Source organism: Pseudomonas sp. LBUM1666 (assembly GCF_059695775.1).
Map to the genome: position 1 here is coordinate 1,410,577 of NZ_CP166789.1, position 16,793 is coordinate 1,427,369.

The window sequence follows — 16,793 nt, forward strand, 5'->3', positions numbered from 1 at the left end:
AAATGCGTACACCGATACGTGTCGCGGTGACCTTATGCCTGGTGGCGGCGGCGATTTTTGCCGGCTTCCATTTGTGGCAGTACTACATGCTCACGCCTTGGACTCGGGATGCGCGGATCCGCGCCGACGTGGTGGTGATCGCGCCGGACGTCTCGGGTTGGGTGCGTGAACTCAAGGCTTTTGATAACCAGCAGGTCAAGGCCGGCGATTTATTGCTGAGCATCGACCGCGACCGTTTCGAAGCGGCGCTGGAGAAAGCCCAGGCGGTGGTGCAGACCCGCCAGCAGCAACTCAATCTGCGTGAACGCGAAGCCAGCCGCCGCGCTGCCCTCGGGCCGCAGGCAATCAGTGCCGAGCTGCGTGAAAACGCACAGATCAACGCCGGCATCGCCCGTGGCGAACTGCGTGAAGCCCAGGCCGAAGCCAAGGTGGCGGAACTCAATCTCGCCCGCAGTCAGGTCCATGCGCCCCGCAGCGGTCACATCACCAACCTGCGTCTGGCCGAAGGCAACTACGTAAATGCCGGGCAATCGGTAATGGCGTTGATCGACGATTCGACTTTTTATGTGCAGGCGTATTTCGAAGAAACCAAGCTGCCACGGATTCGTGTTGGTGATCCGGTGAAGGTCTGGTTGATGAGCCAGGGGGAGGCATTGCAGGGGCATGTGGAAAGCATCAGTCGAGGGATTACTGATCGCAATACCACGCCGGATGGGCAGTTGCTGGCAGAGGTCGAGCCGACGTTTAACTGGGTGAGGTTGGCGCAGCGGATTCCGGTACGGATCAAGATTGATAAGTTACCGGAAGGGATGAATTTGAGTTCGGGGATGACGGCGAGTGTGCAGGTTGGGGAGGGTGAGCGGTCGCGGTGAGTTTCAGATCTTTATCTGACTTTAGAACCACCCCTCACCCCAGCCCTCTCCCCAGGGGGGAGAGGGGGAGAGGGGGAAAGGGAGCTGATCTCGGTTGTTTTCAGAGCCTGAGTTCGACTCGGAATTGCAGGTCGCAGTAGCTCGTCCAAACACCTCGGTCAGTCCCCTCGCCCCTTTGGGGCGGTCCGACGTTTCGGGAGGGTTAGGGTGAGGGGTGGATTCAGCTGACACCCCTCCCCGAATCAGCCGATGCTGATTGCGGGCAGCTTAGGCAACGTCACCGTCTGTTGCTTACGCGGCGCCAGAATCTCCGCCTCGCCATCCACTACCAACTCATCACGCTGGTTAAACACGCGAGTGGCAATCCGCACACGAAACTTCGGCAGCTTCTCGAGAATCTCCAGACGCACGGTCAGCGTGTCGCCAATTTTCACCGGCTTCTGAAAGCTCATTTGCTGACCGATATAAATAGTCCCCGGCCCAGGCAACTCGCAGGCAACGGCAGCGCTGATCAGCGCACCGCTGAACATACCGTGAGCGATGCGCTCCTTGAACATGGTGCCGGCGGCGAATTCAGCGTCCAGGTGCACCGGGTTGTGATCGCCGGACATCGCGGCGAACAACTGAATGTCGCGCTCTTCGACCGTCTTGCTGTAGCTAGCGGTCTGGCCGACTTCAAGGGCTTCGTAAGGGGTGTTGGTAACCTGGGTCATCTGTTTCAATTCCTGTCACGAATAAATAAATTCAAAAAAAACTATTCCGATCTGGGTGGCCGGCGGTGGCTCAGCGCCTGGGCGATCCAGTTCAACACGTCATTGATCACTTCATCGCGGTTGCTCTCGTTGAACAGTTCATGCCGTGCCTGCGGGTAAATAGTCAGTTGCAGGCTCTGGCTGCCGGCAGCGCGCAGCGCATGGGCCAGATCTTTCAGACGCTTGCCTTCGCTCACCGGATCACATTCACCGCCAATCACCAGCAACGGCAGGCCCGGATCAATCTGAGCGAGATTGGACGCTTTGCTGATTTGCTGCAACCCACCGAGCAAATCGATCCACAGCTGATTGGTGCAGCGAAAGCCGCAGAGCGGGTCGTTGGCGTACAGGTCGACTTCCGCCGGGTCACGGCTGAGCCAGTCGAATTGGGTGCGTACCGGTTTGAATTTCTTGTTGAACGAACCGAACGACAGCCATTCGATCAGCGCGCTGCGCCCCTTCGGTCCCTGGCGCAAACGTTCTAACCGCGCAATCTGCCGCGCCGCGCGATAGAGCGCCACCGGTTGGAAGTTAGACCCGCTGAGAACGGCCCCGTGCAGGCTGGCGCTGTGGTGCAGCAGATAAGCCTGGGCGATGTAGCTGCCCATGCTGTGACCGAGCAGCACGATCGGCGCGCCGGGATGTTGTTGGCCGATGTGCTGGTTGAGGCTCGCCAGGTCGCCGACCACCTTGCACCAACCATCATCGTCGGCGAAATGGCCGAGTGTCCCGTTTTCGGCAGTTTTGCCATGTCCACGCAGGTCCGGCGCATACACACCGTAGCCCTGATCACAGAGTTTTTCCGCCAGACGCGCGTAGCGGTCACTGTGTTCCGCCATGCCGTGGGCCAGCAGGATCACTGCTTTTAAAGGCGCGGCGGGCAGCCACTGGTTGACGAAGAGGCGGCTGCGGTCACTCGCGGTCAGCCAGAAAGTGTCGTGGATCATGGCGGTTCCTTTGCATAGGGCTGCATGTGGCATGGGCGTCGTTGCATTGTATAGCGCATCCATAGCGTGCCGTCTGATCAGGCCATGCCACGGCAGCAAGATTCACACGATCAATGTCGACCGTGCGCATATTTGCCTGATTCGCCATAGCTGCTAGTGTCCGTGAAGCTCCGCTTTTCGCTTTTGCTTTACAGGAAGGACAGAAAAGCGGCCCCGGATAGGTTCAGGTAAAGAGGACAAGAACAATGCAACCTGATTTCTGGAATGACAAACGCCCGGCCGGCGTGCCCCTGGACATCGATCAAGGGGCCTACAAGTCGGTGATCGAGGTGTTCGAGCGTTCCTGCAAGAAATTTGCTGACCGCCCGGCATTCAGCAACATGGGCGTAACCCTGACCTACGCCGAACTGGAACGCTACAGCGCAGCGTTCGCCGGTTACCTGCAAGCCCACACCGACCTGGTGCCCGGGGATCGCATTGCGGTGCAGATGCCCAACGTCCTGCATTACCCGATTGCCGTGTTCGGAGCCCTGCGAGCCGGGCTGATCGTGGTCAACACCAACCCGCTGTACACCGCGCGGGAGATGCGTCATCAGTTCAAGGACTCCGGTGCCCGGGCGCTGGTCTACCTGAACATGTTCGGGCAAAAAGTCCAGGAAGTGCTGCCAGACACCGACATCCAGTACCTGATCGAAGCGAAGATGGGCGACCTGATGCCCGCCGCCAAGGGCTGGCTGGTCAATACGATGGTGAGCAAGGTCAAGAAGATGGTGCCGGCGTACTCCTTGCCGCAGGCCACTTCCTTCAAGAGCGCGCTGCGTCTGGGCCGGGGCCTGGGCATCAAGCCGCTGAAGATCGGGCTCGACGACATCGCCGTGCTGCAATACACCGGCGGTACCACCGGCCTGGCCAAGGGCGCGATGCTGACCCACGGCAACCTGGTGGCCAACATGCAGCAAGTGCGGGCGTGCCTGGAGCAGTTCGGCAATGACGGTCAGCCGCTGTTGCGCGAAGGGCAAGAGGTCATGGTCGCGCCGCTGCCGCTGTACCACATCTATGCGTTCACCGCGAATTGCATGTGCATGATGGTGTCGGGCAACCACAACGTGCTGATCACCAATCCGCGGGACATCAAGGGCTTCATCAAGGAGCTGAAGAACTGGCGATTCTCGGCCCTTTTGGGACTCAACACGCTGTTCGTCGCGCTGATGGATCACCCGGATTTCAAGACCCTGGATTTCTCCAGCCTCAAACTCACCAACTCCGGCGGCACCGCACTGGTCAAGGCCACCGCCGAGCGCTGGGAACAGCTCACCGGTTGCCGCATCACCGAAGGTTACGGCCTTACCGAAACCTCGCCGGTGGCCTGCACCAACCCGTACGGCGACAAGTCGCGCCTCGGCACGGTCGGCCTGCCGGTGCCGGGCACGACGCTGAAAGTCATCAACGATGAAGGCGTCGAGCAGGCGCTGGGCGAGCGCGGGGAACTGTGCATCAAGGGTCCGCAGATCATGAAGGGCTACTGGCAGAAACCCGAAGCCACCGCCGAAGTGCTGGATGCCGAAGGCTGGTTCAAGTCCGGTGACATCGCGGTGATCGACCCGGACGGTTTTGTGCGCATCGTCGATCGCAAGAAAGACATGATCATCGTCTCGGGTTTCAACGTGTACCCGAACGAGATCGAAGACGTGGTGATGGCTCACCCGAAAGTCGCCAACTGTGCGGTGATCGGTGTGCCGGACGAGCGTTCGGGGGAGGCGGTGAAGCTGTTTGTGGTGGCCCGTGAAACGGGTGTCAGCCTTGAAGAGCTGAAGGCCTACTGCAAGGAAAACTTCACGGCGTACAAAGTGCCCAAGCACATCGTCTTGCGTGAGTCGTTGCCGATGACGCCGGTGGGCAAGATATTGCGGCGGGAGTTGCGGGATATTGCCTGATCATTGAATGGCCGCGCTTCGCGCGTTCGCGAGCAGGCTCGCTCCCACAAGGTTATCGTTGATCCTGTGGGAGCGAGCCTGCTCGCGATTTTTTTTGATAAGCCCCCGGATTCAGGGGCTTTCAAGGTTATATAGAATTTTTGCTCTAAAATGACTGCTAGCTATTCTTGAGTCATTAAAGTGACCGTAGAGGCCGCTTTTGGCTCTGGTCGACCCTTGGCAAAGCTGCTACTCTCGGCGCGCTTTGTGACTTCTCGGCCTATATAAAAAGCCAGACTCACCCACAAAGACACCAATAAAAAACACACACCAATAATAATCGCATCAAATGCGGTGATGAATTCGCGTTGCTGAGGAGTGGGCTTCCATGATCGAAGACTTTTGGAAGGATAAGTACCCTGCCGGGATTGCTGCCGACATCAATCCAGACGAGTATCCGAATATTCAGGCGGTGTTGAAGCAATCCTGCCAACGCTTTGCCGACAAACCGGCATTCAGCAACCTGGGCAAGACAATCACCTACGGTGAACTGTACGAATTGTCCGGTGCCTTTGCCGCTTACCTGCAACAGCATACCGACTTGCAGCCGGGCGATCGAATCGCCGTGCAGCTGCCCAACGTGTTGCAGTACCCGGTCGCCGTCTTCGGTGCCATCCGCGCCGGGCTGATCGTGGTCAACACCAACCCGCTGTACACCGCGCGGGAAATGGAACACCAATTCAACGACTCCGGTGCCAAAGCCCTGGTCTGCCTGGCCAACATGGCGCACCTGGCCCAGCTCGTCGTGCCGAAAACCGGCGTCAAGCACGTGATCGTCACCGAAGTGGCCGACCTGCTGCCGCCGCTCAAGCGTCTGCTGGTCAACAGCGTCATCAAGTACGTGAAGAAGATGGTCCCGGCGTATCACTTGCCCAAGGCCATCAAGTTCAACGACGTATTGAGCAAGGGCCACGGCCAGCCAGTCGCTGAAGCCAACCCGGCCAGCAGCGACGTTGCCGTGCTGCAATACACCGGTGGCACCACCGGCGTGGCCAAGGGCGCGATGCTGACTCACCGCAACCTGGTGGCGAACATGCTGCAGTGCAAGGCGCTGATGGGTTCCAACCTCAATGAAGGTTGCGAGGTCCTGATCACGCCGCTGCCGCTGTACCACATCTATGCCTTCACCTTTCATTGCATGGCGATGATGCTGATCGGCAACCACAACATCCTGATCAGCAACCCGCGCGATTTGACGGCGATGGTCAAGGAACTGTCGAAGTGGAAGTTCAGCGGTTTCGTCGGGCTCAATACGCTGTTTGTCGCCCTGTGCAACAACGAAGGTTTCCGCAAGCTGGATTTCTCGGCACTGAAAGTCACCCTGTCCGGTGGCATGGCCCTGCAACTGGCCGCGGCCGAGCGCTGGAAAGCGGTCACCGGTTGCGCCATCTGCGAAGGTTACGGCATGACCGAAACCAGCCCGGTGGCCACCGTCAACCCGATTCAGCACATCCAGATCGGCACCATCGGTATTCCGGTTCCGTCGACCCTGTGCAAAATCATCGACGATGCCGGCGTTGAACAGCCAATGGGAGCAATCGGCGAGCTGTGTGTGAAAGGCCCGCAAGTGATGAAGGGCTACTGGCAGCGTCAGGACGCCACCGATGAAATCCTCGACAGCGAAGGCTGGTTGAAGACCGGTGACATCGCGCTGATCCAGCCTGACGGTTATATGCGCATCGTCGATCGCAAGAAAGACATGATCCTGGTCTCCGGTTTCAACGTGTACCCGAATGAACTGGAAGACGTGCTCGCGACCCTGCCGGGCGTGCTGCAATGCGCAGCCATCGGCGTGCCGGACGAGAAGTCGGGCGAGGCGATCAAGATCTTCATCGTCGCCAAACCGGGAGTGACGCTGACCAAGGAAACGGTGATGGAACACATGCGCGCCAACGTCACCGGCTACAAGGTTCCGCGCTCCGTGGAGTTCCGCGATGCGCTGCCGACCACCAACGTCGGCAAGATCCTGCGCCGCGAGTTGCGCGACGAAGAGCTGAAGAAGCTCGGCGTCAAGAAGGTAAGCGCGTAACAAACAAAAGCCCCGCAGATGCGGGGCTTTTTGTTGGCACTGATATGAGTGGGCTTCTGTGGTGAGGGGATTTATCTGTGGCGAGGGGATTTATCCCCGTCGGGTCGCGCAGCGGCCCCAAAAACCTGTAACCGCATTTCAGCAGGAACACCGCGTTCGCCGGGTTTACGACTGCTGCGCAGCCGAACGGGGATAAATCCCCTCGCCACAGGGTCTCTATATTGCTTGAGGGCGTGTTACAGACGGAACTGCGCGAAATTGACGTTGGTACCCGCCGGGCGCATGTCCTGGAGGTACGAATCCTTGTCGGCGCTCAGTTCCAGGCTCAAGGCCGCTTTGCGTTTACCTTCGTTGCGCACCACCAGACCTTCGAGCTTCTCGCGCAGGAACACCGTCGGCACTTTCAGGTGCAGCAGTTCGTCGGTATCGGGGGTGTGCATCAGCAGGTGAACCCATTCGTACTGACCAATGGCCAGACGCGCGACCGGAATATCAAACCACCAGATGTTGCGGTTGCGGTTCAATTCGGTGAAATGGCAGTTGTTGACGCCAAGCACAGCACCGCCAAGTTCCTGGTTTCTGCGGGCAATGGCCTGCTTTTTATCGAGTTTCATAACATTCCTACGGGATTGGATCTTCAGCGCCATGGCCTGAATACGTTGCGCATTCTCGGGGGTTGGTCGGCAAACATAAAGCCCAACCTGCACTGAACGATGAAATGTGCTGCTGAAAATAAATGAAACTCCGCGCAAACGCCCCCGGTCAACCTTGTGTAACGACTTTTCTCGTTCAATTGTTCACAGGAGAAACACCATGAGCAGCACTGGCGATAAAGCAAAAGGCTTGGCCAACGAAGCAGTCGGCAACGTCAAACAAGGCGTCGGCAAGGCAACCGGCAACGACAAAATGCGCACCGAAGGCGTGGTGCAGGAAAGGAAAGGCGAAGCCCAGCAAGCGGTTGGCAAAGCCAAAGACGCGATCAAGAAAGGCATCGACAAGGCGTGATCCGGCCTTTGATGAGCAACAGAAACGGCCATCCGCGGATGGCCGTTTTTGTGTCAGCCTGAACTTGCACAAGGAAATTGTTTCAAACTCGCCAAGTAGGCTACTTTGATGTAGAAAACGGCCCCTGAGTCGCCACGACTTCAACCTTTTTTGCGGCGAAAGGAGACGCTAATGTTTTTCCCTCACATGAAAGGTCAGCGCCTGCACCGTGTCATGGTGCGCACGATCACCGAGTTCGTCGACGACGAAATGTCGACCTATGCCTCGGCGTTGGCCTATCAGATGCTGTTTTCGCTGTTCCCCTTCATTCTGTTCCTGATCGCCCTGATCGGTTTCCTGCACCTCCCGGACTTCTTCTCCTGGCTGCGCCTGCAATCGGAACTGGTGCTGCCGCCCCAGGCGCTGGAACAGGTGAACCCGGTCATCGACCAGCTCCAGCAATCCAAGGGTGGCTTGCTGTCGGTCGGTATCGTGATTGCCCTGTGGACCGCGTCCGCCGGTGTGCGGCTGATGATGAGCGCGATGAACGCCGCCTACGACGTGGTCGAAGGCCGGCCGGCGTGGAAGCGTTTCCCTCTGTCGATTTTCTACACCATCGGCATCGCCGGCATGCTGCTGGTGGCCGCCGCGTTGATGGTGCTCGGGCCGCAGGTGATGGGCTGGATCGCCTCGCAAGTCGGCCTCGAAGACTTCATCGTGACCCTCTGGACCATCGTGCGCTGGCCGGTGGTCGTGATTCTGTTGATGATGGCGGTGGCGCTGATTTATTACGTCATGCCCGACGTCAAACAAGAGTTTCGCTTCATCACCCCTGGCTCGGTGCTGGCCGTGGTGGTGTGGATCCTTGCATCGCTGGGCTTCGGTCTGTACGTCAAAACATTCGCCGACTACAACGCCATGTATGGCAGTATCGGCGCGATCATCGTGCTGCTGCTGTACTTCTACATTTCCGCCGCAGTGCTGTTGCTCGGCGCGGAGATGAATGCCGTGATCGAACATATGTCGACCGAGGGCAAGGATGATGGCGAAAAATTCCCCGGCGAGCACGACCACGAACACAAACAACACGTGTCGGGACTGGGTCGGGATCACTCGATCAAGCCGACCACTGACGAAGTCATCAAATGATCCGTGAAATCCTGAAAATGGGCGACGAACGCCTGCTGCGCATTGCCCCACCGGTGCCCGCCGAAATGTTCGACAGCCCGGAGCTGTGGCAACTGATCGACGACATGTTCCAGACCATGGAAAGCGTCGGTGGCGTTGGCTTGGCCGCACCGCAAATCGGCGTCGACCTGCAACTGGTGATCTTCGGTTTCGAGCACAGCGAACGCTATCCGGACGCCGAAGCCGTGCCGCAGACGATTCTGATCAACCCGCTGATCACACCGTTGAGCCCGACGCTGGAAGAGGGTTTCGAAGGCTGCCTGTCGGTGCCCGGCCTGCGTGGCGCGGTGGATCGCTATCAGCACATTCGGTACGAAGGTTTCGATCCCAAGGGCAATCCGATCGTGCGCGTTGCCGAGGGCTTTCATGCGCGGGTTGTGCAGCATGAGTGCGATCACCTGATCGGCCGGCTGTACCCCTCGCGCATCAGTGACTTCAGCAAATTCGGGTTTACCGAAGTGATGTTCCCCGAACTCGATCCCAACGCCGACGACTGATTCGAAAACACCAAAAACCCCTGTGGGAGCGAGCTTGCTCGCGATGAGGCCCTCACAGTCAAATATTTGGTGACTGACACGCCGCCATCGTCGGAACGCCGCCCGGAGCAAGCTCGCTCCCACATTTGATCTTCATAAGGCTTTAGAACTCTATCTGGCCGGTTCCAAACCCATGGCAATCATCGGTTTGCTCCGCGCATAACGGCTCAAGCGTTCGGCCATGGAGTAGGGCAGCGGCGGGTCGAAGGTAAAACCGCGACGTTCATAAAACCCGCGCAAGTCCGGATGACAAAACAGCCACACCGGACCTTCTAGATCCTTGAGCGCCTCGGCGATCAACGCCGCAGCGATTCCCTGTTCACGGCAGGCCGGATCGACAAACAAACCCGTCAGCCAATGCCCGTCCGCCACCGGTCGCAAACACAGAGCACCAATGATCTCCTCGCGCCTGGCCACCCACAGTTGAGCGTCGCGGACCGCTTTCATCGACGATTGGTGAGCGCGATAAAACTTGTTCATCAAGGGCCACAAAGGCTCGGCGAGCAAGGTGTATTGGGTGTTGGGCATGGTCTTCGACTGTCAGTGCGCAAAGCGGGCGATTATAAAAGAACGCGCGCGCAGCGATAGGTGTATACCTGATCTCACATCCCGTATGAGTGGAGTACGTATCATGGCCAAAGGCATGGATTCAAAAAAAGCGGCAAAGAAGAAACCGGCGAAAACTGCCGATGAAAAGCGCGCGGACAAGAAGGCCAAGAAGGTGGATGTGTTCGGTCATTGATCCCGCGTACTGGTGAAATGAGTAGATCATTCCGGATGAGTCCGGAATGATCGGGTCAACGGTTTTATGACTTTGCGGTTATGGAACGTATCTCAGACGAATCTCGTCTATTTTTGAACTGCCATTCGAATGCCCCTGTGCATAACCCAATTGGAAATACAGTGCCATAGGCGAGGCGGGGGAAGTGTTTTTTGAAGGGAAGGTTATGGAATGAGTTCTCCATGTGCTTGACGCTGGGATAGTTGCGTTGTGAATGACAACGCCATCTCGGGTGACGTACAGCGAAGTGGCAACAGGGTATTGGTATTTGAAGCTCAACTCGTAAACTTCACCAATTTCGATGTCGTCGTAGCTTTTAGTGAATATCAAATAGTTATAACCATTGGTCGATTGAACAAAGTACTCACCCTGCTCCAGTACGATTTGAGACGGATAGGAAGCGTTTGGAACCCAGCCATCCCAATTGAATCTGTCGAAAGTTGTTAGTTTGTCCAACCCCGTCCTGACTGTATAAACCCTGGCCTGACACTCCACCGCATCACTCACCGTAGCCTCTTTAAACAACCCCACCTTCAAAACAATCGACAGCTTCGAATCCGCCTTGCATTCACGCAGCCACTGCACCTCGGTCGTATAACTCAGTCCCGACGTCTGGTCATGTGCCGCCCCCACCAGTTGAACACGGGGGCGAGAAGTATTGTCTGCCCTGGCTTCCACATAACTCAGCCACACCGGCAAACCAAACCGCTGGAACGGCCACTTGTCACACAACACTTTTGTAGCGTCCTGAAGTCTGCCTATGTCGAGGAAGCCCTCACTGAAACCCTCGAACAATGGCGTCGGCATGCTCTGTTGCTGCAGCGTGCCAATGTTCAACGCCAATGTTTTTGATGGAGACTCCTGACCCAGGCGAATGACTTTGTAACTCAGGTTCACCACTTGACCCAGGTTGGCACCGGTAATAAGGGCGGCAACTTTGAAATCAACAAACTTCTGTGTACCCACAAATTGCCGGTCGGGAATCGATGAACCTTCCCCCGGCCGGCCGTCGACTGTTAGTTCAATCGCATCGCCTGCCTGAAGTTCCGGTGTCTGCACACGGACGGTAAACCCATCCTGATAACGATTCGGATCAAGTACAGCATTCGGTGCCTCAAGTACGCTCGGCTCCAAAAGCGTTGGCAGTGGGCTGCCAATGCGAACCTCACGCTCCTGTGAGTACACGAGTTTCCCGTTACGCATCAGGTTGTAGAGCATCCGCACGGTATGCCCCTGGTTCAAATCAATGAACCTGCGCTCCAGCGGAATACGGATTGGGCGTGCAGCCGAGCCGGTACTCAGCGTGAATTTGCCCTCGGTACTGCCCGCCTTGCTGAACCCGAAAAAGTGCCAAGTGCCTTCATCCCTGTTGGTGGTCAGAATCAGCGGGATTTGATAAATCGCTTCACGCTCCGGCGGGTCCGGATCGAACACATCCTCCTCGGTAGCACCCTCCAGAATGGGGGCCGGCAACTCTTTTTTCGGTTCTCCAACAGTCAACAGCAAGTGCTCGGACTCTTGAACCGAGTCGGTATGCACTTCATACAACACGGTGATCTGCAATCCATCGAAACGCGCGAGGGTATCCGTCAGAAGATCCCGAGTAATGGGCTGGCCTTCGGGAACATTGCCCACCAGCCGGGCATCTTCATACAATTCGGTCCCACCCCCTGGACGAACACCAATGATGTAAAGGATGAGCAAGTCGTTGGGGGAACGCCCCGGATAATCAGGGATGCTGGCGGTCGCTTTAGGCAAGTTGGGCGGCAGATAGGTGCCGTTGGCTTTGTCGATGCTCGGTGCCAGCAGCGGATTAAGTTCGCCAAATACTCGTACATAGGCATTCTTCGAGAACAGAAGCTTGCCGTCGGTAGTGACCTGATATGAAACAACCGCTTGGCCTCGGGCAATGGCTTTGACGTTGGCATGCAACACCGAGAACGAATAGGTGCGACCCGGTTCATCGACGGTAAAGTTGAAGGGCTGCTCGATTGGACGATTATCGACAGTCTTTCCCGCCCATTTCAGGGCGACCTTACTTCCTCGTTTGTAATTCGTCCGGTTGGTTTGCACCTCGACGGTCACAGGTTTTCCATTCAGTTTTTTGAGATCGATTTCGCCAGTCTCGAAATCGGCCTCAACGACATAGGGCTCAACCAGTTTGGAGTCGTCCAGATCGACGTCGACAAACGAGGGCGTGGACCAGCGGCCATTGTCGTCGGGGAAGTTGCCCGCTTCATCTACCGGCTGGAACATGACCGGCAATTGAATGTAGCTGCCCGCCGTTTCAATTACAGTCCGGCTGATGAAGATTTTGATGGGATTGCTATCAGGGGCTTCTGCCTCCGCTTTCGAGACCTTATGCAGAACAATTTCACCGCCCCATTTAAGCGTAATGGCATCGTTCACCCGCATATACGGATAGGCCGGAATAGTCACCCAAGTGCCTGATTTGGCACGCTCGGCATCAATTCCTCGTTCCAGCACATCCGCCTCGAGGATCTGATGGAGCTCTGAATGGCCGATGGTCCCAGGGTCTTTGTCTGTGCCACCGGGCTGGGTAAGCAGTACCAGAATGCGCAGTTTCGGCGAGTCATCAGTACCGCCGCTGACTCGGGTAATACGGTAGTAAACGTTGTCATACCAGCGTGTGACGAGCTGCGATCGAGGAATGGTGAAGTAAAGCCTTTTGTCCTTGTCGGCCGGCTTGATCAGTCTGTACGCATCGGCACGGTCTGCGGAAGTGAAAAAAACTTCGATGAAATCCCCTTCTTCCATTTGCAGATAAGGATCGACTGCACAGAGCACATCGTTTTCAACTTGCCTGCGGCCCAACGCACCATTGCCGTCGACGATGGGCGTTTTCCAATCAGGAAGTACCAACGGTGACAGCGCTAAAGTGCTTATTTCAAGTGGGGTAGCGATGTAATGGGTCATGGTAACGCTCCATGTCGAAGTACGGCGATTTAGAAAGGGGAGTGTTGAAGCTCCGAACTTAAATAAAGCGCTCAGACAGGTTGTGTTAGCTACTGTCAGAAATTACAGTGACGACGAACGGTCGCCGCGATGGCTTAAGCTGATAACTCAATAATCTGCAAGATTTCCCTGCGCCATTGCACAGAAGGGGATTGGTTCCCGATCTGAGCAACGCCATGCCCCATTACTTCGATACCGCCCACCGAGAAGAAATCGAAACCCTGCGCCAGCGCCTGACCGCTCGCACCGAGTGGCCGACCTGGTTGTTGCTGGTCGGCGTGTACGCGGGTTGGTTCAGTATTGTTTTGGGGAGCCATCGGCTGGGGCTCTGGTGGAGCACGGTGTTGCTGATTCCGCTGGTGGTGCTCTGGTTGTCGGTGCAGCACGAATTGCTTCACGGTCATCCCACCCGCTGGACATTCCTGAACAAGATCCTCGGCTACGCGCCGTTCGCCGTCTGGTATCCCTACACCCTCTATCGCGACAGCCATTTGCTGCATCACCGCGACGAAGACCTGACCCTCCCGGGTCGCGATCCGGAAAGCCGTTACCTGAGCGCCGAGCAGTGGCAGGGCAGTTCACTGTTCGAACAGAGTCTGCACTGGCTGAACAAAACTGTGCTCGGACGCTTCGCCCTCGGTGCACCGCTGGCCTTGCTGGCGCTGGCCCGGGAAGAACTGCAGCGTCTAAAAGCAGGTGAGCGGCAGGCCTGGTTGATGTGGTTGACCCACGGCACGTTGACCCTGCTGATGTTGCTGTTTATCGCCCGCTATAGCGTGTTGCCGGTGTGGCATTACCTGTTGCTGATCAGCGTTCCGGCGCTATCGATTGCCATGATTCGCTCCTACTATGAACACCGTCCCCACGCCGAGCCCGAGCAAAGGACAGTCATCAATGAAGCCGCCTGGCCGTGGCGCTGGCTGTTCCTCAACCTCAATCTGCATTTGGTACATCACGACTTGCCCGGGCTGCCCTGGTACGACTTGCCCCGCGCCTACCACGCGCGTCGCGAGCAATGGCTGACGCGTAGCGGCGGGTTTCTGGTGCAGGGTTATGGCCAGTTGTGGCGGGAGAATGGAGTGAAAGCCATCGACAGCCCTCGGCATCCGTTTCACTGATTTTTTATGATCGACACCTAACCCCTGTGGGAGCGAGCTTGCTCGCGATAGCGGTGTGTCAGGCAACTTCAATGTTGAAGGTAATGGCCCCATCGCGAGCAAGCTCGCTCCTACAGGGGAACTTCGTTGTATTGGAAGATTTCGATGACACAACACCTCACTGAATTACTGATGTACGTCGCCCCCGAACCCATCCGCCAGGCCAACGAGCGCTGGCTGGCGCAGATTCTTGAGCGACTGGGCACCACTCGACTCAACGCCGAAGGCCTGTCGTTGCCCGAACTCTGGCTCTCGCCGGATCTGCTGCTGACCCAAACCTGCGGCTACCCGCTGATGACCGCGTTGCGCGGTCGGGTCCGGGTCATCGGTCGTCCTCGTTATGAACTGCCGGACGCCAACGGTGGCAACCATTGCAGCCTGTTGCTGAGTCGCGCCGATGATCCACGGCGCAGCCTGCCGGCCTTTCGCGACAGTCGCGGGGTGATCAATGGCGAAGATTCCAACAGCGGCATGAACCTGTTGCGTCACCGACTGGCGCCGTTGCATCGAGACGGGCAGTTCTTCGCCAGTGTCGGTATCAGCGGCAGCCACCGCGAAAGCCTGCGCGGGTTGCGTGAAGGGACAGCGGACCTGGCGGCCATCGACAGCGTCACCTTCGCCTATCTGGCGCGGCACGCCGAAGAAGAAGTGGCCGGCCTGCGGGTCATTGCGCGAAGTGCGTTCAGTCCGACCTTGCCGTATATCACCGCCGCGACTGTTACCGATGAGCAGGCCGAGGAGTTGCGGCAGGTGATGAACAAGACGTTGCAGGCGTTGCCCGACGTCGCTGAAGTCCTCGGCCTGCACGAGGTTCTGCCGGCCAGCGAAAGCGACTATCAAATCGTTCTCGACTATCAGCAAGAGGCCGAAGCTTTAGGGTTCGGACGATTACGCTGAAATTCCTTAATGGAATATAAAAATGCTTTTTAAGTATTATTAATGAATAAGGCTCCTTGCTAGGATCGCGTCACCGGATCACCGGACATTCAGCGACCCCTAACCCTTGGAGCCTCTATGTCCGGCACCGACCTTTCCCATCGCAACGACGTGGGCGGCTTGTTCCGCGCGCATTACCCCTGGCTGTGCACACGGTTGCGTCGGCATCTGGGTTCCAGTTCCAGCGTCGAAGACATCGCTGCCGAAACCTTTTTACAGGTACTCGAATCGCCGGGGCTGACCCCGATCCGCGAGCCTCGCGCCTTGCTCACCACCATTGCCCAGCGGTTGATCTATCAGCTCTGGCGCCGCCGTGACCTGGAACGCCAACACCTCGATCAGTTGCAACGCCTCGATCAGCAGCAAGCGATCTCGCCCGAAGAACGGGTGCAATTGACCCAGGTGTTGCATGGCCTGGCTCGCACGCTCGAACGCTTGCCGGGCAAGGTTCGGGCAACCTTTTTGTTGTCACGAATCGACGGTCTGACCTACCCGCAAATCGCCGCCGAGCTGGGCATTTCCCAACGTTCGGTCAGCGTTTACATGACCCGCACCCAAGCCCTGTGCGCCCGGCACAGCGCCAACCAACCCTTGAATTCCCTGACCCAGAGGTCCGCATGAGATCGATCAAAACCCTGCTCGGCAGTTCGCTGCTGGCTCTGAGCCTTGTGGCAACCCACGTTCCCGCGACAGAAAAAAACGCGCCGATTCACTTCGGTGACATCACCTGGGAAAGTGGCAGCCTCATCACCGAAATCCTGCGCTTGATTGTCGAGAAAGGTTACGGCTACCCGACTGATACCCTCCCGGGCAGCACCGTCAGCCTCGAAGCGGCGTTGGCCAAAAACGATATTCAAGTGATCGGCGAAGAGTGGGCCGGGCGCAGTCCAGCGTGGGTCAAAGCCGCCTCGGAAGGCAAAGTGTTTGGGCTGGGTGACACGGTCAAAGGCGCCACCGAAGGCTGGTGGGTGCCGGAATACGTGATCAAGGGCGACCCCGAACGGGGCATCAAACCCCTGGCCCCGGAGCTGAAATCCGTCGCCGACCTGGCACGCTACAAGGACGTGTTCCGCGACCCGGAAGACCCGAGCCGTGGACGCTTCCTCAACAGCCCGACCGGCTGGACCTCGGAGATCGTCAACAGTCAAAAACTCAAGGCCTATGACCTGACCGACAGCTTCGTCAACTTCCGCACGGGGTCTGGCGCCGCGCTGGATGCCGAGGTGGCTTCGTCGATCCGTCGTGGCAAACCGGTGTTGTTCTACTACTGGTCGCCGACGCCGCTGTTGGGGCGTTTCAAACTGGTGAAACTCGACGAGCCGGCCTTCGATGCCGAAGCCTGGAAGACCCTGGCCGACGCCAACAACCCGAATCCAAAAGGCACGCGTTCGATGCCGGCAAACCTGGCGATCGGCGTGTCCGCGCCGTTCAAGGCGCAGTACCCGGACCTGGTGGCGTTCTTCGAAAAGGTCGACCTGCCGATCGATCTGCTGAACCAGACGCTCGGCCAGATGAGCGAAAAGCGCCTGCAACCGCGTCAGGTGGCCGAAGCGTTTTTGCGTGATCAGCCGCAGATCTGGAAGGGCTGGGTGCCCGGTGAAGTGGCCACTAAGGTGAGTGCGAGTTTGTAAATTTGTAGTGCCTGTCTTGAGACTTACACCA

At 57.6% G+C, this 16,793-nt stretch carries 15 protein-coding genes; 10 read left to right on the forward strand and 5 right to left on the reverse strand.

The features are described from left to right. Positions 1–2 precede the first annotated feature (2 nt). The gene (locus ACA056_RS06315; protein ID WP_497271297.1) at positions 3–872 is read left to right on the forward strand and encodes an efflux RND transporter periplasmic adaptor subunit; all 870 of its coding nucleotides are present in this window, start codon (positions 3–5) and stop codon (positions 870–872) included. 242 nt (positions 873–1,114) lie between these two features. On the opposite strand, the gene ACA056_RS06320 is transcribed toward ACA056_RS06315, so the two are convergent. Beyond that, positions 1,115–1,585: a MaoC family dehydratase gene (locus tag ACA056_RS06320; protein ID WP_046049496.1), complete on the reverse strand. Its 471-nt coding sequence runs from the start codon at positions 1,583–1,585 to the stop codon at positions 1,115–1,117. A gap of 41 nt (positions 1,586–1,626) precedes the next feature. Beyond that, positions 1,627–2,571 carry an alpha/beta hydrolase gene (locus ACA056_RS06325; RefSeq protein ID WP_497271299.1) on the reverse strand — a complete coding sequence of 315 codons (945 nt, stop codon included), beginning with the start codon at positions 2,569–2,571 and terminating at the stop codon, positions 1,627–1,629. A gap of 245 nt (positions 2,572–2,816) precedes the next feature. On the opposite strand from ACA056_RS06325, the gene fadD2 reads away from it, so the two are divergent. Then, positions 2,817–4,505 (forward strand): long-chain-fatty-acid--CoA ligase FadD2, encoded by a 1,689-nt coding sequence (gene fadD2 / locus ACA056_RS06330; RefSeq protein WP_497271301.1) that lies wholly within the window; start codon positions 2,817–2,819, stop codon positions 4,503–4,505. 367 nt (positions 4,506–4,872) lie between these two features. Continuing rightward, positions 4,873–6,573: a long-chain-fatty-acid--CoA ligase FadD1 gene (gene fadD1, locus ACA056_RS06335; protein WP_497271303.1), complete on the forward strand. Its 1,701-nt coding sequence runs from the start codon at positions 4,873–4,875 to the stop codon at positions 6,571–6,573. A 236-nt stretch (positions 6,574–6,809) separates the two neighbouring features. Here the strand turns inward: fadD1 and ACA056_RS06340 are convergent, their stop codons facing one another. Next, a complete protein-coding gene (locus ACA056_RS06340) occupies positions 6,810–7,187 on the reverse strand; it encodes a hypothetical protein (RefSeq protein WP_033056806.1) in 378 nt (125 codons plus the stop codon). Positions 7,188–7,386: 199 nt separating this feature from the next. Here ACA056_RS06340 and ACA056_RS06345 point away from each other — a divergent pair, with 199 nt between their 5' ends. The 3 genes from ACA056_RS06345 to def all read left to right on the forward strand — a co-directional run bounded on the left by ACA056_RS06345 (position 7,387) and on the right by def (position 9,242). Further along, positions 7,387–7,578 (forward strand): CsbD family protein, encoded by a 192-nt coding sequence (locus ACA056_RS06345; protein WP_129437765.1) that lies wholly within the window; start codon positions 7,387–7,389, stop codon positions 7,576–7,578. A 171-nt stretch (positions 7,579–7,749) separates the two neighbouring features. Continuing rightward, positions 7,750–8,706 carry a YihY/virulence factor BrkB family protein gene (locus ACA056_RS06350; protein WP_497271306.1) on the forward strand — a complete coding sequence of 319 codons (957 nt, stop codon included), beginning with the start codon at positions 7,750–7,752 and terminating at the stop codon, positions 8,704–8,706. Beyond that, positions 8,703–9,242, forward strand: coding sequence for a peptide deformylase (gene def, locus ACA056_RS06355; protein WP_497271308.1), 540 nt, complete (start codon positions 8,703–8,705; stop codon positions 9,240–9,242). Before ACA056_RS06350 ends, def begins: the two co-directional genes overlap by 4 nt. Positions 9,243–9,392: 150 nt before the next feature. Here def and ACA056_RS06360 read toward each other — a convergent pair whose 3' ends face one another. Both ACA056_RS06360 and ACA056_RS06365 read right to left on the reverse strand, forming a co-directional pair. Next, on the reverse strand, positions 9,393–9,809 hold the full coding sequence (locus ACA056_RS06360; protein WP_497271310.1) for a GNAT family N-acetyltransferase: 417 nt from the start codon (positions 9,807–9,809) through the stop codon (positions 9,393–9,395). Positions 9,810–10,101: 292 nt separating this feature from the next. Beyond that, on the reverse strand, positions 10,102–12,999 hold the full coding sequence (locus ACA056_RS06365; protein ID WP_497271312.1) for a hypothetical protein: 2,898 nt from the start codon (positions 12,997–12,999) through the stop codon (positions 10,102–10,104). Positions 13,000–13,214: 215 nt separating this feature from the next. Here ACA056_RS06365 and ACA056_RS06370 point away from each other — a divergent pair, with 215 nt between their 5' ends. The 4 genes from ACA056_RS06370 to ACA056_RS06385 all read left to right on the forward strand — a co-directional run bounded on the left by ACA056_RS06370 (position 13,215) and on the right by ACA056_RS06385 (position 16,762). After that, on the forward strand, positions 13,215–14,156 hold the full coding sequence (locus ACA056_RS06370; protein WP_497271314.1) for a fatty acid desaturase: 942 nt from the start codon (positions 13,215–13,217) through the stop codon (positions 14,154–14,156). A gap of 144 nt (positions 14,157–14,300) precedes the next feature. Then, a complete protein-coding gene (locus ACA056_RS06375) occupies positions 14,301–15,092 on the forward strand; it encodes a phosphate/phosphite/phosphonate ABC transporter substrate-binding protein (protein WP_497271316.1) in 792 nt (263 codons plus the stop codon). Between the two features lie 117 nt (positions 15,093–15,209). Next, entirely contained in the window at positions 15,210–15,752 is a 543-nt protein-coding gene (locus tag ACA056_RS06380) for a sigma-70 family RNA polymerase sigma factor (RefSeq protein WP_497271318.1), read from the forward strand. Further along, positions 15,749–16,762 (forward strand): ABC transporter substrate-binding protein, encoded by a 1,014-nt coding sequence (locus ACA056_RS06385; protein ID WP_497271320.1) that lies wholly within the window; start codon positions 15,749–15,751, stop codon positions 16,760–16,762. The genes ACA056_RS06380 and ACA056_RS06385 overlap by 4 nt, the downstream gene beginning before the upstream one ends. Positions 16,763–16,793: the final 31 nt, after the last annotated feature.